20 protein-coding genes are annotated in these 19,900 nt (G+C 68.5%); 7 read left to right on the forward strand and 13 right to left on the reverse strand.

Translation table 11 applies throughout. The features are described 5' to 3' along the window. Positions 1-40: 40 nt before the first annotated feature. Positions 41-826 carry an HIRAN domain-containing protein gene (locus AC1RGU_RS01755; protein WP_492694311.1) on the reverse strand — a complete coding sequence of 262 codons (786 nt, stop codon included), beginning with the start codon at positions 824-826 and terminating at the stop codon, positions 41-43. Beyond that, complete coding sequence (locus AC1RGU_RS01760; RefSeq protein ID WP_492694313.1) at positions 823-1,509, reverse strand: HipA domain-containing protein; 687 nt, start codon at positions 1,507-1,509, stop codon at positions 823-825. Before AC1RGU_RS01760 ends, AC1RGU_RS01755 begins: the two co-directional genes overlap by 4 nt. Positions 1,510-1,943: 434 nt before the next feature. Between AC1RGU_RS01760 and AC1RGU_RS01765 the strand changes: the two genes are divergently transcribed. Further along, positions 1,944-2,591 carry a DUF938 domain-containing protein gene (locus tag AC1RGU_RS01765; protein ID WP_492694315.1) on the forward strand — a complete coding sequence of 216 codons (648 nt, stop codon included), beginning with the start codon at positions 1,944-1,946 and terminating at the stop codon, positions 2,589-2,591. A gap of 105 nt (positions 2,592-2,696) precedes the next feature. Further along, positions 2,697-3,254, forward strand: coding sequence for a C40 family peptidase (locus AC1RGU_RS01770; RefSeq protein WP_062472146.1), 558 nt, complete (start codon positions 2,697-2,699; stop codon positions 3,252-3,254). Positions 3,255-3,276: 22 nt separating this feature from the next. Here AC1RGU_RS01770 and AC1RGU_RS01775 read toward each other — a convergent pair whose 3' ends face one another. From AC1RGU_RS01775 to AC1RGU_RS01815, 9 genes are all read right to left on the reverse strand, one after another. Further along, the gene (locus tag AC1RGU_RS01775; protein ID WP_492694317.1) at positions 3,277-4,569 is read right to left on the reverse strand and encodes an FAD-dependent oxidoreductase; all 1,293 of its coding nucleotides are present in this window, start codon (positions 4,567-4,569) and stop codon (positions 3,277-3,279) included. 106 nt (positions 4,570-4,675) lie between these two features. Next, a complete protein-coding gene (locus AC1RGU_RS01780) occupies positions 4,676-6,049 on the reverse strand; it encodes a DUF5666 domain-containing protein (protein ID WP_492694319.1) in 1,374 nt (457 codons plus the stop codon). Beyond that, positions 6,046-6,894: a DUF6502 family protein gene (locus AC1RGU_RS01785; RefSeq protein ID WP_492694320.1), complete on the reverse strand. Its 849-nt coding sequence runs from the start codon at positions 6,892-6,894 to the stop codon at positions 6,046-6,048. The genes AC1RGU_RS01780 and AC1RGU_RS01785 overlap by 4 nt, the downstream gene beginning before the upstream one ends. 118 nt (positions 6,895-7,012) lie before the next feature. Continuing rightward, a complete protein-coding gene (locus AC1RGU_RS01790; protein WP_492694322.1) occupies positions 7,013-7,549 on the reverse strand; it encodes a GspH/FimT family pseudopilin in 537 nt (178 codons plus the stop codon). Positions 7,550-7,553: 4 nt separating this feature from the next. Then, complete coding sequence (locus tag AC1RGU_RS01795; RefSeq protein WP_492694324.1) at positions 7,554-10,631, reverse strand: pilus assembly protein; 3,078 nt, start codon at positions 10,629-10,631, stop codon at positions 7,554-7,556. A gap of 26 nt (positions 10,632-10,657) precedes the next feature. Further along, entirely contained in the window at positions 10,658-11,275 is a 618-nt protein-coding gene (locus AC1RGU_RS01800; protein WP_492694326.1) for a pilus assembly PilX family protein, read from the reverse strand. After that, a complete protein-coding gene (locus AC1RGU_RS01805) occupies positions 11,272-12,402 on the reverse strand; it encodes a PilW family protein (protein ID WP_492694328.1) in 1,131 nt (376 codons plus the stop codon). Before AC1RGU_RS01805 ends, AC1RGU_RS01800 begins: the two co-directional genes overlap by 4 nt. Then, complete coding sequence (locus AC1RGU_RS01810; RefSeq protein ID WP_492694330.1) at positions 12,399-12,953, reverse strand: prepilin-type N-terminal cleavage/methylation domain-containing protein; 555 nt, start codon at positions 12,951-12,953, stop codon at positions 12,399-12,401. Before AC1RGU_RS01810 ends, AC1RGU_RS01805 begins: the two co-directional genes overlap by 4 nt. Continuing rightward, positions 12,947-13,351, reverse strand: a complete 405-nt coding sequence (locus AC1RGU_RS01815) for a type IV pilin protein (protein WP_492694332.1) — start codon at positions 13,349-13,351, stop codon at positions 12,947-12,949. The genes AC1RGU_RS01810 and AC1RGU_RS01815 overlap by 7 nt, the downstream gene beginning before the upstream one ends. 230 nt (positions 13,352-13,581) lie before the next feature. Between AC1RGU_RS01815 and AC1RGU_RS01820 the strand changes: the two genes are divergently transcribed. Beyond that, a complete protein-coding gene (locus AC1RGU_RS01820; RefSeq protein WP_095744137.1) occupies positions 13,582-15,654 on the forward strand; it encodes a carbon starvation CstA family protein in 2,073 nt (690 codons plus the stop codon). 17 nt (positions 15,655-15,671) lie between these two features. Next, positions 15,672-15,878 carry a YbdD/YjiX family protein gene (locus AC1RGU_RS01825; RefSeq protein WP_062472123.1) on the forward strand — a complete coding sequence of 69 codons (207 nt, stop codon included), beginning with the start codon at positions 15,672-15,674 and terminating at the stop codon, positions 15,876-15,878. A gap of 54 nt (positions 15,879-15,932) precedes the next feature. On the opposite strand, the gene AC1RGU_RS01830 is transcribed toward AC1RGU_RS01825, so the two are convergent. Further along, a complete protein-coding gene (locus AC1RGU_RS01830) occupies positions 15,933-16,817 on the reverse strand; it encodes a LysR substrate-binding domain-containing protein (protein WP_492694334.1) in 885 nt (294 codons plus the stop codon). 70 nt (positions 16,818-16,887) lie between these two features. Between AC1RGU_RS01830 and AC1RGU_RS01835 the strand changes: the two genes are divergently transcribed. The 3 genes from AC1RGU_RS01835 (at position 16,888) to AC1RGU_RS01845 (ending at position 19,028) form a co-directional block, all read left to right on the forward strand. Continuing rightward, positions 16,888-17,940, forward strand: a complete 1,053-nt coding sequence (locus tag AC1RGU_RS01835) for a YeiH family protein (RefSeq protein WP_492694336.1) — start codon at positions 16,888-16,890, stop codon at positions 17,938-17,940. A 115-nt stretch (positions 17,941-18,055) separates the two neighbouring features. Continuing rightward, positions 18,056-18,475 carry an SEL1-like repeat protein gene (locus AC1RGU_RS01840; RefSeq protein WP_159278026.1) on the forward strand — a complete coding sequence of 140 codons (420 nt, stop codon included), beginning with the start codon at positions 18,056-18,058 and terminating at the stop codon, positions 18,473-18,475. A gap of 52 nt (positions 18,476-18,527) precedes the next feature. Next, entirely contained in the window at positions 18,528-19,028 is a 501-nt protein-coding gene (locus AC1RGU_RS01845) for a hypothetical protein (RefSeq protein ID WP_492694338.1), read from the forward strand. Between the two features lie 20 nt (positions 19,029-19,048). Here the strand turns inward: AC1RGU_RS01845 and AC1RGU_RS01850 are convergent, their stop codons facing one another. Further along, entirely contained in the window at positions 19,049-19,879 is an 831-nt protein-coding gene (locus AC1RGU_RS01850) for an urease accessory protein UreD (protein WP_492694340.1), read from the reverse strand. Between the last annotated feature and the right edge of the window lie 21 nt (positions 19,880-19,900).

The raw sequence follows: 19,900 nt of genomic DNA on the forward strand, positions 1-19,900 counted from the left end.
GGTTCTGGTCTGCGATTGCCGATGATCTTTGACGTGCTTCTCAGAAGTTGAGATCAGTCTTTAGGAGTGCGTCTTCCGACAGGCGCCCCGCATGTTCGCTCGTCAAGGGCTTGAAGTCATCTACTCCATCAAATAAATCGAAAGTATCGGAAACCTTCGCTCTTAACGTCACCAGGAGCTTCATGTCTAGCGGGGCATCCGAGTTGACGCGTTTGATAGTCGCCTCGACACAAGCGCCCTCGTCTTCGAGTAGACGTGAAATTCCCGAGCAGTAGTAGCGAGGTACATAGCCAATGAAAGTCGCTGAGGGCGTTTCTGTTCGAAGGGCAAGTGCTTGGGGATCCTTGTCATTCTGAACGTCGTTCATTAGGAACACTCGATTCCCCTCCACTTGCTGCATCAGGAGATCGAGTGAGGTGCTGGGCTGGTAGCGAAGGCCCCGAGGGAAAAAGTCGAGTTCAAGTGTCCCTGCAAGTTGCTTGGGTGAAGCTACGAGTTCATACGAGTCTGTTGCTCGCACACCTCCTGTCACCGATAGAACTTCCATTGAGTCCCCGACGACGCCTTCTACGCCTAGCCATCGCAGGTAACTCGCGTACTCGGGGCGGGATTTTGAGAGAAGCCTATTCGCAAAAAACGGGAACAGAATCGGGGAGTAATAGACTTTGTCGAGTGATTGCATCCGCCCCAACCCTACGAAGCCAGAAAGTCGTTGCGCCCCGTTGGTGTAGCGGAGTTCGTAGCCTTGTTCAACTTTGCGCAACTCTGCAACGGGAATCCACTCACGTGTCTTCTCGTTCTGGCAGGCAACATATAGGCGTCTCATTTCAGGGCAGCGTTCAGGATGCGTTCTCTATTTAGGCGAAGTAGTTCGACCGTGAACTCTCGGGCTGCTGTTGACATCCATTCTTGAGGTATCTGGTCGATGATGGCGTGGACGCGATGAAGGTCCACCCCTGCCAATTTTTCTCGCCATTCGGATGCCGCATGTGGGCTGTATGCGGCGGCTTGAACAAAGGCCTCAACAGTGTACAGGGGGGCGGGGTTGGGGTCAGACGTCGTAGGGAATAGACCGCTTCGCGCCTTTAGTACGAACGTAGAAATGTGTTGCATCTTGTCGTTCGTTGTGAGTCGCATCAGCCGCCGACTATCCGGCTCATTCCGAGCCATGCTGGAGCCATGGTCAAAAGACGGTGAGAGAAAGATGTTGCCATCATTCATTCGCAGGACGCCCCAGTTCTCGTCGTGACGGTCTTGATTTGCAATCCAGGCGTCGAGCATGAGGTAGCCGATGAAAAAATCGAGCGCTGTGCGAACGCGCTCCGACTGAGGCCAGCCATACGGCGCTCCAACCAACTCTTCACTTGCACGAAAGTACGCGCCGACTCGTCGGAGGGTGTGGCTAGGGTTCCTGTAGCGTGCACCTTCACTCAGTATGTAGTCCGTGCTGTAGCTGGCAAGAAGCTCATTTCCGTGAATGACACGAGCACCTTTGTCGACCAAGGACATGGAGGCCACTCCATCCCGATTTTCATACTGAGCGAGATCATAGAGAGCATGCGGAAGACCCAGTAGATCTGCGAGTTCACATGCGATCTTTTCGGCCCAGTTTTCTCCAGTTCCTGGGCGCCCTTCCTTGAACAAAGTTGGGCCATGATCTGGATCAACGAACCAGAACTTGAACTTGGTACCCAAAGGCTCCGTTGATTGAGCAGAGCCAGGAGGTATTTGTCGGATTGAGAACACGAACTACAGTCTACCGATCATATTTCTTGTTGCGCTTACGATTGTGGGCAACGGCCTCGCAGACGAGTGACGCGCGTTGCCGATCAAATTCTCCCCGGCTGCAGAGGGCTGCAGCCAAAACGTGAAAAAGGGGCTGAAAGCACCCAAGGCAGTCTTACCTTCCTTCATATCGTGTATTCACCATGATTCGAGTCCCCATGCCTGAGTACCCCCACAGCCCCGCCGCCGACCGCAACAAACAACCCATCCTCGATGCCCTGACCCGCATCCTCGGTGAGCGCGGCACCGCCTTGGAAATCGCCTCCGGCACCGGCCAACACGCCGCCTGGTTCGCCGCCGCCATGCCTTCATGGACCTGGCAGCCCACCGACGCAGACGCCCGCTCGATCCCCGCGATCGCCAGCCGTGTCGAGCAAGCCGCGCTGCCCAATCTGCGTCCACCGCTGCTGCTCGACGTGATGGCGCCGCAGTGGCCCTCGCAAGGCCCCGCGTTCGTTCAAGAAGGCGAAAAGGAAGAAAAGTTCGACGCCATCTACTGCGCCAACATGCTGCACATTGCACCCTGGCCCACCTGCGCCGCGCTAATGGCCGGTGCCGCGCGGCATCTGCGTGCCGGCACCGGCGTGCTGGTCACCTACGGGCCCTACTTCGAAGACGAAGCACAGCACGGCCCCACGGCACCGAGCAATCTGGCGTTCGACGAAGACCTGCGCGCGCGCAATCCTGCATGGGGCATTCGTCGGCTCGACGACGTGGTGGCAGAGGCGCGCCGCGTCGGCCTCGCATTGCGCGAGCGGCACGCGATGCCTGCGAACAACCTGCTGCTGGTCTTCGGCTTCAGCTGATGGCGATGAAGGGCGAGGGCGTTGTCGCCCGCCAAGGGGCTCTGCATTGCGATCCGGCCCACTCGCGCTAGAGTCGGGCCACGTCCACAAGACCGGCCTGCGCCCATGCTCGACACACCATTGCCGACGCCTCCTCATTCCCCCGCATCGCTGTCGCTGCTGCAGCAGCGGCTCCTGTTCCGACTGATCCCCGCCGTCACCGCCTGCCTCCTGGCCATCGGTTGCGCGAGCCCGCCGCCGACGCGCACGCCCGGTGGTTCGGTTCCGAGCAGCAACATCCCGCCGCTGACGTCGGAGCAGTCGAACAGCATCACGATCCATGCGCTGGGGCTGGTCGGCACGCCGTACCGCTATGGCGGCAACTCGCCCGAGGGCGGGTTCGATTGCAGCGGGCTCATCGGCTACGTGTACCGCCACAGCGTGGGGCAGGTGCCGCCGCGCACGGTGTCGCGCATGGCGGGCTTCGGCCGGCCGGTGCCGATGTCGGAGCTTCGCTCGGGCGACCTGGTGCTGTTCGGCTCGGCGTCGCCCACGCATGCGGGCATCTATGTGGGCGACGGGCGTTTCGTGCACGCGCCGTCCACGGGCGGCGAGGTGCGGCTCGACCGACTCGACGGCGTGTACTGGTCGCGCCAGCCGACGCAGGCGCGCCGGCCCGGCTGATCCGGCGAACCCGGTTCGCGCGTTACGCGCGCGGCGATTGCACGTGCTCGGCCCGCACGCCGATGCCCACGGCACGCGCGGGCAGGGTGCGCAGCCACGGCCAGCGCCCCAGCAGGCGCAGGGCCCAGGGCATGGGGCGGGGCGCGGTCGACGCCGCCGCCTTGCGGCTGAGCACGGGCATCAGCACGCGGTCCTGCACGAGGCGCTGCGCGGCCTGGGTGACGCGCACGGGCCATTCGCGGCGGCGCTGCAGCTGGGGCAGCAGGTTGTCGATCTCCTTGTCGGTGGCGCTGCCGGCCAGCGACGCGGCCAGCAGGTTGGCGGCGGCCACGGCGTCCTGCACGGCGAGGTTGATGCCGACGCCGCCCACGGGCGACATGGCGTGCGCGGCGTCGCCGATGCACAGCAGGCCGGGGCACGACCACGATTCGAGCCGGTCGACGGTCACTTCGAGCAGCTTCACGGCCTCCCAGTCGGGCAGGGCCTCGGGCAGGCGCGTGGCGAAGAAGGGCGCGATGCGCGCGATCTCGGCGTGGAAGGCGGCAATGCCGCGCGACTGCAGTTCGGCGCTGCCGCCCTTGCGGATGACGAAGGCGCATTGCCAGTAGTCGCCGCGGTTGAGCGTCACCAGGAGGTGGCCCGCGGCGATGTGGCCGCCGGTGGCCTCGGGGTCGCCAGGGAGCTTGGGAAGGCGCATCCACAGCACGTCGATGGGCGCGCCGTAGCTGATGTGCGGCAGCGCCGCCGCGTCACGAAGGGTGGAGTGGCGGCCGTCGGCGGCCACGATGAGGGAGGCGTGCAGCTCGATGTCCTTCGGGCCGCCGCTGTCGGGGCTGCGGGCGCCGACGCGCACTTTCACGCCGTTGACGCGGCCCTTGTCCTGCAGCAGGCCGACGGCCTCGGCGTCGGTCCACAGCTCGAAGCCGGGGTAGCGCCGCGCCTCGTCGCACATGAAGTCCAGGAACTCCCACTGCGGCATGAGCACGAGGAAGCGGGCGTGCGTGGGCAGCCGCCTGAAGTCGGCAATGGTCACGCCGCGCCCTTCGTAAGTGCCGCGCAGCTCTTCGATGCGGTTGTGCGGGCGCTGCAGGAAGGCGTCGAGCAGGCCGAGTTCGTGCAGCACTTCGAGGGTGGAAGGGTGCACGGTGTCGCCCCGGAAGTCGCGCAGGAAGTCGAGGTGTTTCTCGAGCACGACGACGGGCACGCCCGCGCGCGCAAGCAGCAGGCCCAGCACCATGCCGGCCGGGCCGCCGCCGGCGATGCAGCAGCGGGGCGACGTGGTGGGAGCGGGCGCAGAGGTGGTGTGGGTGTCCATGGCTCCGATCGATCCGGTCGCGCCATAGGTGGCGTGGCCTGTGGGGTGCGCGGTGCGTGCACCCTGGGTGCATGCACTGCGCGGCCGGACCGCCGGGGCCCGGACCTCAGGGCTGCGTGAAGCTCACGCGCTGGGCGATGAGCACGCCGTCGACCACGCGGTCGCCGACGACGGTCACGCGCTTGCCGTTGCCCAGGTCTGCGGCGGTGCCGTTTTCGAAGATGGTACCGGAGCCGCTGGCATCCACACGCTGGCCGCGCACGGTGAAGTCGGCGGCCGACTGGTAGCCGCCGATGGCGCCGATGACGGTGAACGACACCGGCCCGCCGGTGCCGGGCACGTGGCGGATGCGCAGTTTCTTGACCACGAGCACCTGGCCCGAGAGGAAACCGTCGACCTCGACCTTCACGCCGTTGCCGATGGAGCCGCTGGGCCCGCCGGTGATCTGGGCGTTGCGCGCGTCGATCCTGTTGCCCAGCACGCGGAAGTCGCCCAGCGCGGCGAAGTCGGTGACCACGCCGGCCAGCTGCAGCGCGATGCCGTCGGCCGAGGGAATGGCGTACCAGCCCTGCACCTGGGTGGCGGTGAAGCGGCCGGCGGCCGGTGCCGCCGTGCCGCGCACGCGCACGAGGGCGCCGTTGACCAGGCTCGCGGCATCGATGCCGGGGCCGAAGGCGGCGCCGCCGAAGTCGACAGTCAGCAGGCCGAGCGTGAACTGCTGGCCGCCGCGGTCGAGGTTCTGCACGGTGCCAGTCGCCAGCGGGGCGGTGGTGGCGGGCGCCACCAGCACGCGCGTGGCGCGCAGCGTGCCCGGTGCGGCGGGCAGGCCCCACACCTGCACCACGGCGGTGTCCACGAGGTCGGCGGCGCCCTTGGCGTCGCCCCAGACGGTGGCGTTGTCGGTGGTCACGCGGGCGCCCATCACGGTGAAGCTGCCGTCCTTCAGGTCGATGGCCGACACGGCGCCGCGCAACTCGGCGGCCGAGACGACCGTGGCGGCGATGCCGTTGTTGAAGTCGGCGTCGACCTTGCCGGCGATGCGCGCGCTCATGCCGATCTGCAGCTCGGTGGTGTCCTCGAGGCTGAAGGTGGCGCTGTCGGTGTTGTAGCGCAGGCCGTTGAGGATCACGCTGCCCAGGCCGTCGGCCGCGCCGATGCCGGCGGCGTCGGCGGTCACGCCCGTGCCGCCGGAGCCCACGCCCGAGCCGTCGCCGTTGGTGTTGCTGGCGGTGCTGTCGCCGCCGGCGCCCGTGCTTCCCGTGCTGCCGTTGCCCGTGCCGCTGCCGGCGTCACCCGAGCCGCCGTCGCCGCCCCCACCGCCGTTGCCGTTACCGGTGGCCGTGGTGCCGGCGGTGCCGAAACCCAATGTGCCGCCGCCTCCACTGCCACCGCCGCCTCCCCCGCAGGACAGAAGCAGGGCCATGGCGCCGGCCATCAGCAGGCCGCGCACGAGTCGCAAGGAGAGGGGAGGCGTGTTCATCGGGGGGACTCGTTGTGCTGGGGCGCGCCGGGGGCGGGCGCGCCTTCTTCGTCTTCGTAATACGTGTAGATGCCGACGCGGATGCGTGCCTTCGCGGTAGCCTTGGCCTCGGGGGGCACGCGGTCGACGGCTTCGGTCATCTCGCGGGCCAGCTCGTGGTGCAGGCCGGCCCAGCGTTCGCGCACGAGGCGTTCGATGGCCGTGCAGTCGGCCAGCGTGAGCCCGCGCGCGTACACGGCGCGCTCGAGCATGCGGGGCGTCTCGCCCAGGGTGTTGGAGACGGCGGCCAGCAGGTGGTCGCGGCCGTTGTCGCCCAGGAAGGCGAGCATCGACTGCAGGTCTTCCACCGGCACGAAGCCGTCGGCCGTGAGTTCGGCGCTGCCGTCGCTCTCGGCCACCATCTGCAGGCGCACCAGCTCGTCGAGGATGGTGCGGTGGTGCACGTTGCCCCGGCTGGCCAGGCGGGCCACGCGTTCGAACGAGGGCCCGTCACCCTCGGTGACGACGGGCAGGCGGCGCAGGGTGTCGTCGTCGGTGGTCATCTGTAACCACAACGTAAAAGTCTTGGCAGCCGCTGACAGCTCGGTGTGCGGCAGCGGGTCAACGGTGGCGCGGACCTTGGCGGTGACGACCTTGCGGTTCAGCCCGGTGGTGACCGAAATCTGGCTGAGGTTGGGCTTGGTCACGCCCTGGGCGCGCCAGGTGCGCTGGGCTTCCTCGATGAGCAGGTCGCGCAGCAGGGCTTCGAGGTGCGGGTGCTTGACGCCCATGCCCAGCGCCAGCCGGACCACGGGCCTGAGGATGCGAGCGCAGGCGGCAAGGGCCCAGTCCAGCCGGTGTTCCATGAATGCGGGAGCGTTGTTCCTGGTGAAGGTCGTCAAGGCAAGAGAGGCGGGACCGGCGCCCGGGCTTGCCACAGGGCCCTATTGTCGTTCGTCCGGCGGACCCCCTCGGCCGGCCGGGTCAGGTCGCGGCGCAGGTGCCGCCGCTCGCCCGGGTGACGGTGGTGCGCCCCGTGGCGCTGATGCTCACGGCGCGCGACTGGTCGGCGCTCGGGGTGGCGCGGCAGATGGTGATGCTGCTCCGGCCGGCGCCCAGGCCGGTGGCCTGGAACACGATGGCGCTGGCGCCATCGGCCTCGCGCAGCCGGTAGCCGCTGGCGGCCGCGGGCTCGACGCGCAGCACCTGCGTGTCGCTGCGCACGATCCAGCCGGCTTCCCACTGCCCGTTGGTGCTGCAGCTGGTGCCGTTGGCCGAGGCGCACAGGGTGACGGGGGCGTTGCGCTTGATGGCCTCGCTGCGCGCCAGCTGGCTGCCCGCGACCAGCGCGGTGCTGTAGCTGCTCAGGCGGGTGGACAGCCGGATGCCGTCGAACGAGGGCACGGCAATGGCGATCAGCACCACCAGCACGGCCAGCGTGACCATCAGCTCGATGAGCGTGAAGCCGCGCGGCCGGGGGCGGGCCTGCCTGGGGTGGTGGTTGCGCATGCGCGGGTGCACGGCGTTACTTCTGGATGAACCAGTAGACCCGGCCCTTGGGCTGCTTGAACGCGGCCTTGGGCGCGGTGCCCTTGGGGCTGAGGAAGGAGTCGGGGTTGGCGCCGATGACCACGTCGCGCATGCCGCCATCGCCGTCCAGCTGGACGCGGCCCACGACCGGTGTGGGTGCGAGGCCGCCGCCCACCACGTTCTGGAAGCGTCCGTTGGTGCCCTGGGCGGCCGCGTTGACGTACGACACGTTGTAGACCCGCGCGGTGCCCAGGTCGGCCCGGCACGACTGCGTGTTGGGGTTGGTGGGCGTGTGGGTGTTGAAGGTGGTGACGCCGTAGGCGGTCACCGAACCGGTCACGACCTGCTCGCCCGCTGTGAGCCCGAGGTACCAGCCCTTCTTGGTGGCGAGGTCGGACGAACTCGGCGTGCTCGCGTCGGTGATGGCCTGCAGCGAGGTATGGCACAGCACCTCGTTGCCGGTGCCGCAGCGGTCGGCTTCGCTGGTCAGCCAGGTGGCGTCGGTGGGCTTGTCGACCAGCATGTAGAAACGGTTGGCCACGCCGAGTGCGACGTTGTAGTGGCGCAGCGGCTTCTCGCGGTCGCCCGAGCCCAGCAGCACGACGTAGGCGCCGTTGTCCGCGACCACGTCGGGGCCGAACATGAACTTGCGGTTGGGCGTGCAGGTGGTCACCGTGTCGCAGCCGAGCGAGGCGATCTGGGTCATGGCCCAGGCGGACGGGGCCGCGCTGCCGATGGCGATGCGGTAGACATTGCCGCCCAGGTCGGCGGCGTAGGCGATGGTGGCGATGCCCAGGGCGTCGGTGACCACCGTCACTTCGCCGACCACGGGGCGGGCGGTGGTGAACACCTTGAGCTGCGCGCCGGTGTTGGCGTCGAGCACGTAGATCCGGTTGCCCTTCACGCCGGTGCCGCAGGCCTGGGCGGCGCTGTTGGTGTCAACGTCTTCGCACTTGTCGTAGCCGCCGCCGAAGACCAGCAGAGGGCTGCTGCCGCTGCCGTAGCCGGTGGCGCGCAGCACCTTCGGCGCCGACCAGGTCTGGCCGATGCCTTCGAAGCCGGTGTCGCAGCCGGTGTCGTCGTTCTGGTTGGGGCAGCCCTTGCGCCACTTCAGCGTGGGCGCGGCGGGCGACGAGACGTCGAAGGCGTAGACCAGCCGGCCGCCGCGGCGCATGCTGGCGTAGAGCCAGGCGGTGCTGCCCTGGCGGTAGGCCGCGACCGCGCCGTCCATGCCGTAGGGCTTGGGCGCTACCGCGCCCAGGCTGACGGGCAGGCCGGGGAAGTTGATGCGCGTGGTGTTGTCGTACAGCCGCTTGAGGCTGCCGTAGAACTCGGGCGGCATGAACGACCACAGCTCGGAGCCTGCGGCGGCCCCGCCGATGGCCGTGTTGCGGTTGCCGTTGATGGCGCGCAGCACGCCGTCGTTGCCGCCGTAGAACACCACGACCTGGGGCGAGGCGTCGGTGCCGTAGTTGATGGCCACCGGGCGCGAGTGCACGACGTCGCCGTGCACGGACGGGCGCATGGCGCTCGAGGGCACCGGGTTGCCTTGGGCGTTGGGCCGTTCGTCGCCCTTGTTGTCCAGGCCTCGCGCCCAGTTGATGAGCTTGGTGCGGTCCGCGGTCGCGTCCGCGGCGATGCCGAGCGCGGTCGTGGTGATGGCCGTGTTGGCGTCGTCGAAGGCGGTGAGCGCGGTGCAGCTGCCCGCCGCACAGGTCTTCATGTTGCGCACGGCCGGCACGACGCCGCGCAGCATGTAGCCCTGCGCGCCTTTTTCCACCACGTTGCCGTCGGGGCTGTCCGCGGCTTCCTTCTTGAGGCAGTCGCCGGACGGCCGGAAGCTCCAGTAGGCGTCGCTGTCGCTGGCGGCGGGTGTCCAGAAGCTGCGCGCGCAGGGCGCGATGAAGCCGGTCTGGTTGTTCACCGCGTTCTTGTCGTCCGCGTCCTGCAGGATCAGCTGGCTGCTGCTGTCCAGCCCGAGCTTGTATTGCTTGAGGTTGCCGTTCCAGCGCGGAAAGGCGTTCTCGTCGGGGCGGAACATGCCCACGAACACCTGGTTCAGGTAGGTGCCCTGGGTGTTCACGCTCACGGGCAGGCTCACCGAGGAGAACACGCTGTTGACCGACTGGATCTTGCTGAAGATGTCGTCCAGCGCCTCGCCGAGCGCGGCGCCGAGTTCGGGCTTGCTCGAGAGGTCGTAGTACTCGCCGTTGCTCTGCTTGGCCATGCTCTGCAGCAGCGCGCTCCAGCCCGGGCCCTGGCCCTGGGTGGCCTTGGCGGCCTCGATGGTGTAGACCTTGACGCCCATGCTGGTCTGCAGGAAACGCGCCCATTCGTCGGCCGTGTTGTCCTGCGAGCCGCTGGGGCTGAGCGTGATCTGGGCGGTGCTGCCGCCGGCGGCGCGCAGGGCTTCGTTGGAGAGCTGGTTGTCGTTGTTGTTGTCCTGCGCTGCGCCGTTGCTGATGTAGATGACGAAGGTGCCGATGCAGTTCTCGGTGCTCGGGCCGACATAGGTGCTGGCGTTGACGCTGGCCAGGGCGTTGCGCGTGAGCGCGTAGATGGCCTTCGATGCCGCGGTGCCGCTCACGTTGCCGGTGTAGTCGGTCTTGACCTTGCCGTTGCCGGCGATGGGCGCGGCGCTGGCCAGGTAGCGGTAGACCTCCGCCATGGTCTTGCCGGCCTTGCCGCCGTTGGACTTGTCGGCCACCTTGTCCAGGCTGCGGATCATGGCGCCGTACTTGAGCTTGGTGCCGCTGTCGAGCGTGCGCACCGCGGCGCGCACGTAGCCGCCGTCGCTGTTCGAATTGCCCTGGCCGGTCTCGGTGAACATCATCAGGCCGACCTTGAACTTGTCGGCCTGCAGGCTTTCGAAGGCGCTGGCGAGCGCGTTGAGCTCGGCGGTGAAGGGCTGGTTCCAGTTGGCCGTGTTGTCCAGCACGAACAGCACGTTCGGGGCCTGGGTGACGGCGGGGTTGTAGCCCACGAAGAGATCGATGTCCTCCGCCTGCGCAGCCTGCATCGGCAACGCGAGCAGCACGGCGGCCCACAGCGTGGTGAGTAGTTTCCTTGTCATGGCGGGGACCCGTTCATCGTCGTGGTTCAAGAGGCGGCCGGCGCGGGTTCGGCTGGCGCGGCGGGCGGCGGCGCGCACAGCGCTTCGAACTGCGCCTTGTTGAGCAGCGCCCGCACGCCCTGGCGCACGGAGGTGGTGGTGCCGGTGGCGCCGGGGGTGGTGTCGGTCACGGTGGTGCTGATGTCCCACACGGCGTTGTACTGGTCGGGCAGGGCCGCGAGCCCCGAGCCGCTGCTGGACGCGCCGCCCGTGATGCCGCCCGGGCCCGTGCTGCCGCCGCCGCCGCTGTCGACGGCCTTGGTGGCGCGCACGCACACGGGCGGGGCGACGGTGACCTTGTAGTCGTCCACGCCGTCGTTGTTGATGTCGACCATGCTCACGGTGCCCTGCGGCGGCGCGAGCGACGGGGTGCCGTCGCTGCCGGGCACCAGCAGGCTGGCCGCGACTTCCTCGATCGCGCGGTTGGCGGCGGCCACGGCTTCGTTGCGGGTCTGCAGGTTGCCCACGGCCTTGAGGTTGGCGCCGCTGAGGTTGAAGGCGGCGGTGACCACGAGCGTGATCAGCAGCAGCATGATCATCCCGATGATCAGCGCGGCGCCGCGCTGGGTCTGGGTGGAGCGGCCGGCGCGCACGCGTGGCTTCATGGCGTTTCCCTCCGGCCGGTGACGTTGGTCAGGCGCACGGTGGTCGCGAACGCGTGCCGCTTGTAGTGGTCGTTGAACGGCGCGAGCGTCGCAGCGCCCATCTGGTACCTGCGCGTGTCGGTGTGGCCCGGCGAGATGGTGGTGGCGCGCGCGAGCACATACAGCTTCACGGCCACCGCGTTGACCAGCTGGTCGGCGGTGCAGGTCGCGCCGCAGTGCACGAAGGCGCCGTCGGGGCTGCCGTCGCCGCGGTTGGACGGGGTGGACTTGTTCGCCGGATCGGCCCAGGCGATGGCCTGGGTGTAGTTGACGGCGGCGCCGGTCTTGCTCAGCGTGTCCAGGCCGAGCTCGACGCGAAAGCCCTCGACGCCTTCGATCAGCGCCGTGGGCGGCTGCTGCGCGAGCGTGCCGCCCACCAGGTCGAAGCGCGAGCGTGCCAGCGTGGGAATTCCGTCGTTTTCGGCCTCGGCGTAGTCGCGCACGTAGTAGATGTCGGCCACCAGCTTGCGCTTGGGCGAAGGGGTGGTGCAGTCCTTGAGGAACATCTGGTCGAAGGCGCCGGTCGAGAGGTCGAACGACGAGGGCTTTTGCGTGCCGCAAAGCGACGACTGGAAGTACATCGCGCCGGCCACGTCGGCGTCGCAATGCGTCGTGCCGGGCAGGCAGGTTTCGGCATGGCGCACCACGAGGATGTCGGTGCCGGTCTTGTGGTGCGTCAGCAGGTCGGTGCAGGTGGCCGGCACGCTGCTGTAGACCTGCACGGGCAGGTCGAGCAGCTGGCGCTTGTAGTCCTCGGTCCAGTTCGCCGCCGAGTAGGCCAGGCAAGGGTCGGGCACGGCGCCGGTGGGCACGTGCGTGGGCGCGGCGCTGACCGTGAGGTCGTCGAACTCGGGCATGTAGTTTTCCCAGAAGCCCGCGTGCGAGATCTCGTTCTCGAGCACGAAGATGCTCAGGCGCCCGGTCTCGATCTGGCGGTTGACGCGTTCCATCTCGCGCTGGGAGCCGCTCACGTTGAGGAACAGCGTGAGCAGCGCGGCCATCACGATGAGCATGATGGTGATGGCCACCATCAGCTCGATCAGCGTCAGCCCGCGCTGGGCGCGGCGTGCGGTGGGGCGCAGGTTCATGAGAGCGATCCGATGCGCACGAGCGTGGTCACGGTGCGGCGGCACAGGTCGTTGATGCACTTGGTGCCGGTGTCGTAGAGGTCCTTGCCGCAGGCCACGCCGGCCGGCGGCGCCGAGATCGGCCCCAGGCCCTGCCAGGCGACCGTCACGAGGTACTCGTTGTTGCCCATGTCTTCCACGCAGCCGCGTCCGCCGATCACGGTGCCCAGCTTGTCGTTGCCCGAGAACTCGGCCGCGCCCTGCAGCGCGTTGCACCACTCCCTGGCGTCGATCTGCTGGCGCGTGCCGGTGCCGGTGGGGCAGGCATCGGTGCCACCCAGCGGTGCGCTGGTGGCGTAGCTGGCCGCCACGCGGCGGTTGATGGCGATGCGGTTGGCCATGTCGTTGAGCAGGATCAGCGCCTGCGAGCGCTGGTACGACTCCATCTCGGAGGCCTGCAGCCGGGCCTGCAGCCCCACGAGGCCGAACAGGCCGAAGGCCAGCACGAGCAGGGTGACCAGCACCTCGATCAGCGTGGCGCCGCGCTGGCGCTGCAAGGTGGGGCTCACCATTTGTTGGCCGGCGTCTTCACGCCTTCGCTGGTGAGCCCGAGGTTGCCGTCGCCCACCTGGCTGCCGATCGCGGTGAACGTGATCGCGAAGGTGGGCGGGCCGGATTCCTGCAGCGCGACGTCGTAGCTGTAGTTGCTGCTGACTTCGGCGGGCAGGCTGTAGCCGCTGGCAGTCAGTGCCGTCTTGTCGGCGTAGCCGCGGTTGGCAATGAGGAACTGCTGCTGCCGGTTGGCGATGTCCATCATCTGCGCCTGGGCCGCCGAGCGCTTCGATCGCACGATGTACTGCTGGTAGCTGGGCAGGGCGATCGACGCCAGGATGGCCACGATGGCCACCGTGATCATGACCTCGATCAATGTGAAGCCGCGGGGGGCGCGTGCCTGCGAATGCTGGGTCATCGTGGACTCGTCAGAGATGTTTCACATTGTTAGTGAATGTGAATTTATCACATCTAATGTGAGCGCAACGGATTTGCGGCGCTTCCCGCGGCGGTCCGGCGGAGGCGATCCGGGCGTGGATAGGGGTTATCCATTAGGCAATTCCACCCGCCCGGCCCGCGCAGTCCGACGGATGCGGCCCGGCGGCGGGCGGGGAACACTCGCCCGGTTCATATCGAGGAGACATCCGCATGCCCAACATTCGCCGCCATCTGGTGTGGCTGGCCGTGGCCGTGCTCGGCGCTTTTGCGCTGGGCACCGTCGCCCTGAGCCGGGGGGAAAGCATCAACGCCCTCTGGGTCGTGACCGCCGCGCTCTGCACCTACCTGATCGCCTACCGCTACTACAGCCTGTTCATCGCCGACAAGGTGCTGGGGCTGGACGCCAACCGCAAGACGCCCGCGCACCGCCACAACGACGGCCTGGACTACGTGCCGACCGACAAGAACGTGCTGTTCGGCCACCACTTCGCGGCCATTGCGGGCGCCGGCCCGCTGGTGGGCCCGGTGCTCGCCGCGCAGATGGGCTACCTGCCCGGTTTGCTGTGGGTGCTGGCGGGCGTGGTGTTCGCGGGGGCGGTGCAGGACTTCATCATCCTGTTCATCTCCACGCGCCGCGACGGCCGCTCGCTGGGCGACCTGGTCAAGCAGGAGATGGGCGTGGTGCCCGGCATGATCGCGCTGTTCGGCACCTTCATGATCATGATCATCATCCTGGCGGTGCTGGCCCTGATCGTGGTGAAGGCGCTGGCCGAATCGCCGTGGGGCAGCTTCACGGTCGCCGCGACGATTCCGGTGGCGCTGTTCATGGGCGTGTACCTGCGCTACATCCGCCCGGGCCGCATCGGCGAGGTGTCGGTGATCGGCTTCGTGCTGCTCATGGCGGCCATCTTCGGCGGCCAGTGGGTCAGCCAGCACCCGGTGTGGGGCCCGGCCTTCACCTTCGACGGCAAGGCGCTCACCTGGATGCTCGTGGGCTACGGCTTCGTGGCCGCCAGCCTGCCCGTGTGGCTGCTGCTGGCGCCGCGCGACTACCTGTCGACCTTCCTGAAGATCGGCACGATCATCGCGCTGGCCATCGGCATCGTGGTCGTGATGCCCACGCTGCAGATGCCCGCGATCACGCAGTTTGCGCAGGGCAACGGCCCGGTGTGGTCGGGCAGCCTGTTCCCGTTCCTGTTCATCACCATCGCCTGCGGTGCTGTCTCGGGCTTCCACGCGCTGATCTCTTCGGGCACCACGCCCAAGATGCTCGACAACGAGCGCCACGCGCGCTTCATCGGCTACGGCGGCATGCTGGCCGAGTCGTTCGTCGCCGTGATGGCGCTGGTGGCGGCCTCGTGCATCGAGCCGGGCATCTACTTCGCGATGAACAGCCCGGGCGCGCTGGTCGGCACCACGGTGCAACAGGCCGCCGCCACCATTTCGGGCTGGGGCTTCGTCGTCACGCCCGAGATGCTGCTGCAGACGGCCAAGGACGTGGGCGAGACCACCATCCTCGGGCGCACCGGCGGCGCACCGACGCTGGCCGTGGGCATGGCCCACATCCTTCACCAGGTGATCGGCGGGCAGGCCATGATGGCCTTCTGGTACCACTTCGCGATCTTGTTCGAGGCGCTGTTCATCCTCACGGCGGTGGACGCCGGCACGCGCGCCGGCCGCTTCATGCTGCAGGACCTGCTGGGCAGCTTCGTGCCCGCGCTCAAGCGCACCGACTCGCTGCCGGCCAACCTGATCGCCACTGCGCTGTGCGTGGCAGCCTGGGGCTACTTCCTGTACCAGGGCGTGGTCGATCCGCTGGGCGGCATCAACACGCTGTGGCCGCTGTTCGGCATCTCCAACCAGATGCTGGCCGCGGTGGCGCTGATGCTGGGCGTGGTCGTGCTGTTCCGCATGAAGCGCGAGCGCTACGCCTGGGTGGCGGCGGCGCCGGCCGTGTGGCTGCTGGCCTGCACGCTGACGGCGGGCTGGCAGAAGATCTTCTCGAGCGATCCGAAGATCGGCTTCCTGTCGCACGCGGCCAAGTACGCCGACGGCCTGGCCAACGGCGTGCTGATCGCGCCGGCCAAGACGCCCGAAGCCATGTCGCGCATCGTCTTCAACGACCGGCTCGACGCGGCACTGTGCGCGCTGTTCATCTTCGTGGTGCTGAGCGTGCTGGTCTACAGCATCAAGGCCTGCCTGGCAGCCCGCGCGGCCAACCGGCCGACCACGCAGGAGACGCCGTTCGAGGCGATGGGCGCGGCTTCGTCCGCCGCCCACTGACCGGGCGCAAGCAGGCCATGGGCCTCGCCATGCCGGAAGCCGGGCGCTACATCGCCCGCTCGATCAAGCAGTCGCTGCGGCTCATGGTCGGGCTGCCCGACTACGACGTCTACCTGACGCACATGGCGGCCACCCACCCGGACCGGGCGCCGATGAGCTACGAGGAATTCTTCCGCGAGCGGCTCGAGGCGCGCTACGGCGCGGGCAAGGGCCGCTGCTGCTAGCGGCAGTCGGCTGACAACAACGAAAGGGGCGCACACGGTGCGCCCTTTTTTTATTCACGAGGCGTCGAGGATCTGCGCCATCCGCAGCGCCGCCGGCGAGAGCGGCCGGTTCTTCAAGGCCAGCCGGTACAGCGGCCGCGACAGCACCGCGCCTGGCAGCTTCAGCTCGCGCAGCGTGCCCAGCGCGAGCATGTCGGCCACCACCACGCGCGGCAGCATCGAGATGCCGACGCCGCTGGCCACGGTGCGCGCAATGGCTTCGTTGCTCGCCATTTCCATCCACGGCGGCGCGTCGATGCCGTGCGCCGCGCACAGCGCCTCGGTGGCCTGGCGCGTGCCCGAGCCGGGCTCGCGCAGGATCCAGTGCTGCCGGCCCAGCAGCGCGGCCGTCACGCCGCGGCGGGGCAGCGCGGCATCGGGCGGCGCGACGATGGCGAGCGGGTCGGTGGTCCACTCGCGCACCTCCACGCGCTCTTCGTCCACCCGGCCCTCGACCAGCGCGAGGTCGATGCGGCATTCGAGCAGCTGCTCGCACACCCACTGCGTGTTGCCGACCGTGACGCGCGGCACCACCGCCGGGTAGGCGGCGCAGAAGGCCGCGATCTGCGGCGGCAGCCAGTAGCTCGCCACCGTGGTGCTGGCGCCCAGCGTGAGGCTGCCGCGCTGCACGCCGACGCGCGCACGCACGTCGTCCAGTGCCGCGCGCTCCATCGCGAAGATGCCGCGCGCATGCGTGAGCAGCGACGCGCCCGCCTCGGTGAGCCGAAAGCCCTTGCCCGCGCCGCGCTCGATGAGCGTCAGGTCGAGCTGGTGCTCCAGCTCGCGGATGCCCTTGGACACCGCCGGCTGGCTGATCCACAGGCCCTCGGCCGCGCGCGAGAAGCTGCCCGCCTCGGCCACGGCGACGAACAGGCGCACCAGGTGCAGGTTCAGGGTCATAACTTAACTTCATGCATCGGTGAAGTTTATGTCTTTGACTCATGGGCTGTCGATTCCTAAGCTCGGGTCCATGTCCTCCCTTGCCGCCTCCTTGCCCGGTTTCTCCTTTGTTCGCCGCTGCGGCCCCGGCGTGCTGCTGTCTGCACTGCTGGCGACCGCCGCCGCGCTGCTGGCCGAGTGGCCGCCGATGGTGCACCTGGGCCTGAGCGCGCTCACGCTGGCCATCGCGCTGGGCATGGTGGCGGGCAACACGGTGTTCCCCGCGGTGTCGGCGCGCACCGGCGCGGGCGTGGATTTCGCGCGCAGCGCCTTGCTGCGCGCGGGCATCGTGCTCTACGGCTTTCGCATCTCGCTGAGCGACATCGGCGCCGTCGGCTGGCCCGGCGTGCTGATCGCGATGGCGATGGTGGCGCTGACCTTCGGCCTCGCCGTGCGCATCGGCACGCGCTGGCTGGGGCTCGACCGCGAGACCGCCGCGCTCATCGGCGCAGGCAGCGCCATCTGCGGCGCCGCCGCCGTGATGGCGACGCAGCCCGTGGTGCGCGGCGAAGAGCACAAGGTGTCGATCGCCGTCGCCACGGTGGTGGTGTTCGGCACGCTGTCGATGGTGGCGTACCCGCTGGTCTATCCGTACCTCGGGCTCACGGAACATGCCTTCGGTCTCTTCGCGGGCTCCACCATCCACGAGGTGGCGCAGGTGGTCGCGGTCGGCGAGGCCGTCAGCCCGGGCGCGGCGAACGCGGCCGTGGTCGAGAAGATGCTGCGCGTGATGATGCTGGCGCCGTTCCTCATGGGCCTGTCGTTCCGCGTGGCGGCCTCGACGCCGGGCACGGCGAGCCTGCGCTCGTGCTGGCGCCAGGTGCGCGTGCCATGGTTCGCCGTGCTGTTCATCGCCGTGAGCGCCGTGCATTCGCTCGACGTGCTGCCGCGCGCACTGGTGGCCGCGCTGGTCCAGCTCGACACGCTGCTGCTCGCCACCGCCATGGCCGCGATGGGCCTGCGCACCAGCGCCGCGAGCCTGCGCAAGGCCGGGGCGCAACCGCTCAAGCTGGGGGCGCTGCTGTTCGTGTTCCTGACGGCCGGTGGCTATGCGGTGAACGCGGCCGTGCTGGCGATGTTCTGAACGAATTTCGCGCAGGGCTCAGGCGCCGCCTGAGGCGTCCTGCGTGAATTCCAGTTTCTCCTGCGCGCGCCTTCGCGGGACCATCGGTGCCACGCAATTCGTGGAGAAAAAACCGATGTCATCCGAACTCAACCAGATCGCCAGTTGGTCGCTGCGCTGGCGCATTGTTCTGTCAGGCGTGCTGTGCCTCGTCGCCGCCATCGCCGCGGCCAAGCCTTTCGACGCGAACGTCGACCTGCAGACCGAGCAGCGCTACCAGCTCGCCCTCGAAGCGCAGGCCGCACGCGACTACCGCACGATGCTCGAGCAACTGCGCCAGGCCGCCACCGAAGGCCATCCCGAGGCGCAGGAGATGCTGGGCATGGTGCTGCTGACGGGGCCCACGCTGTACGGCCCGGCCGTGAAGGCCGACCGCTGCGAGGCGCGCACGTGGATGCTGCGCGCCGCCGGGCAGGGCAGCGAAACGGCCAGGGTGCAGCTGGCGTTTCTCAACAGGCTGCGCAGCGCGCCGTCCGGAAAGATCGCCTGCGGTTGATGGCGGGTGCGGCGCGGCCATACTCGGCGCTCCTTCACGAGCGCGCCGTTGCATGCCCATTCCTTCTCCTGCGGACCGGCTGATGCGCACCGTGTCCTGGCTCCTGTTCGCGCTCGTTTTTGCGCTGGCCGGGTGCACGGCAACAGGCAACAAGCCCGACGCGACCGTCACCCGGACCGCCGACGGCTACGAGGTCACGCTCTACGCCACCCGGGGCTTGATGGTGCATGACCCTGTGTCACTGATCTTCCACCGCAGCTACGAACTCGAATCCCGCATCCGGGTGCCGTCGATCGAGGGGCGCATCGACGCAGCCGACGCCTCGGTGTACGAGGTGAGCGAGTTCGACAAGGCGGCCGAAAAGAAGGCGCCTTCCACGCACCCTGTCGACCTCCGGCTGCGGGAGCACTACGAGAAGGAGCGCAGGCCGCGTCTCACGGGCGCGCTCGTTTTCTCGGGCCACACGCTGACGGTCGACGTGCAGGCGGTGGGGCAGAACGGTTCGTCCCCGTATCCGTTCAACGGTACCTACCGCCTGAAGACACGAAAGTAGCGGCGATTGCCGCCTGCTCCTCAGGTCGCCCAGATGCGCGGCGTGGCCGCCGGCAGTTGCCACAGCTCGCTGCGCCACGCCTGCCAGACCTGCCGCAGCAGCTGCATCGCAGGCTCGACCACCGGCGCGAGCACGCGCAGCACCACCACTTCCGCATGCGGGCTGGTCACGCCCGCGCTCTCGTGCAGTTCGTGCACTTCGAGCAGCCCGCGCGCCTGTGCCAGCAGGGCCTCGCGCTGTGCCTTGGCCATCGGCGAGCCGGCCACGACGAACAGCGAGGCGAGGCAGCGGTGGCCGCCCAGGCCCAGCGGGCTTTGCAGCAGGCGGTGGTCGCTCGCATCGACGCGCCCGCGCTCCAGCCACACGCCGGGCGCCTCGATGTGCTGCAGGTAGGTGCCGCGTTCGAAGGGCTGGTGGGCGTTGGGCAGGCCGAGCGCGCACACGTCCCAGCCGATCATCTCGGCGCCCGGTGCGACCTCGAGGGTGAGCCGGTTCTCGGCCTCGCAGCCGCTGTAGCAGATGGCTTCGAGCGGCAGCCATTCGAGCCGCGCGCCCGGTGCGAGGCGGATGCGCGTGCGCTGCAGCGCGGTCTCGCCTTCGGAGCGGTAGAAGCGCGAGGCGCCGGGCGTGGTGATCAGGCCGTGGCTGCCGTCGGCGGCCTCGATGTCGATGTCGAGCGTGTCGCCGCCCACGAGGCCGCCGGGCGGGTGCACCAGCACGTTGTGGCACACCGCATCGCCCTCGGGGTAGAGGCTCTGCAGGATGCGCAGCGGGCCGTCGTGGCGGAAACGGGCGACGCTGCGGTCGGCTTCTTTTTGGTAGGCGAGGTGGAGACGGGCGTGCCAGGGCATGCGGGGAGTCTAGTGCGCCGG

Source organism: Variovorax sp. GW823-FHT02B07, assembly GCF_058797695.1.

Coding starts and splice junctions, on each gene's coding strand:
- AC1RGU_RS01755 (WP_492694311.1), bottom strand. CDS start 826: ATGAGACGCCTATATGTTGCCTGCCAGAACGAGAAGACACGTGAGTGG.
- AC1RGU_RS01760 (WP_492694313.1), bottom strand. CDS start 1,509: ATGTCCTTGGTCGACAAAGGTGCTCGTGTCATTCACGGAAATGAGCTT.
- AC1RGU_RS01765 (WP_492694315.1), top strand. CDS start 1,944: ATGCCTGAGTACCCCCACAGCCCCGCCGCCGACCGCAACAAACAACCC.
- AC1RGU_RS01770 (WP_062472146.1), top strand. CDS start 2,697: ATGCTCGACACACCATTGCCGACGCCTCCTCATTCCCCCGCATCGCTG.
- AC1RGU_RS01775 (WP_492694317.1), bottom strand. CDS start 4,569: ATGGACACCCACACCACCTCTGCGCCCGCTCCCACCACGTCGCCCCGC.
- AC1RGU_RS01780 (WP_492694319.1), bottom strand. CDS start 6,049: ATGAACACGCCTCCCCTCTCCTTGCGACTCGTGCGCGGCCTGCTGATG.
- AC1RGU_RS01785 (WP_492694320.1), bottom strand. CDS start 6,894: ATGGAACACCGGCTGGACTGGGCCCTTGCCGCCTGCGCTCGCATCCTC.
- AC1RGU_RS01795 (WP_492694324.1), bottom strand. CDS start 10,631: ATGACAAGGAAACTACTCACCACGCTGTGGGCCGCCGTGCTGCTCGCG.
- AC1RGU_RS01800 (WP_492694326.1), bottom strand. CDS start 11,275: ATGAAGCCACGCGTGCGCGCCGGCCGCTCCACCCAGACCCAGCGCGGC.
- AC1RGU_RS01805 (WP_492694328.1), bottom strand. CDS start 12,402: ATGAACCTGCGCCCCACCGCACGCCGCGCCCAGCGCGGGCTGACGCTG.
- AC1RGU_RS01810 (WP_492694330.1), bottom strand. CDS start 12,953: ATGGTGAGCCCCACCTTGCAGCGCCAGCGCGGCGCCACGCTGATCGAG.
- AC1RGU_RS01815 (WP_492694332.1), bottom strand. CDS start 13,351: ATGACCCAGCATTCGCAGGCACGCGCCCCCCGCGGCTTCACATTGATC.
- AC1RGU_RS01820 (WP_095744137.1), top strand. CDS start 13,582: ATGCCCAACATTCGCCGCCATCTGGTGTGGCTGGCCGTGGCCGTGCTC.
- AC1RGU_RS01825 (WP_062472123.1), top strand. CDS start 15,672: ATGGGCCTCGCCATGCCGGAAGCCGGGCGCTACATCGCCCGCTCGATC.
- AC1RGU_RS01830 (WP_492694334.1), bottom strand. CDS start 16,817: ATGACCCTGAACCTGCACCTGGTGCGCCTGTTCGTCGCCGTGGCCGAG.
- AC1RGU_RS01835 (WP_492694336.1), top strand. CDS start 16,888: ATGTCCTCCCTTGCCGCCTCCTTGCCCGGTTTCTCCTTTGTTCGCCGC.
- AC1RGU_RS01840 (WP_159278026.1), top strand. CDS start 18,056: ATGTCATCCGAACTCAACCAGATCGCCAGTTGGTCGCTGCGCTGGCGC.
- AC1RGU_RS01845 (WP_492694338.1), top strand. CDS start 18,528: ATGCCCATTCCTTCTCCTGCGGACCGGCTGATGCGCACCGTGTCCTGG.
- AC1RGU_RS01850 (WP_492694340.1), bottom strand. CDS start 19,879: ATGCCCTGGCACGCCCGTCTCCACCTCGCCTACCAAAAAGAAGCCGAC.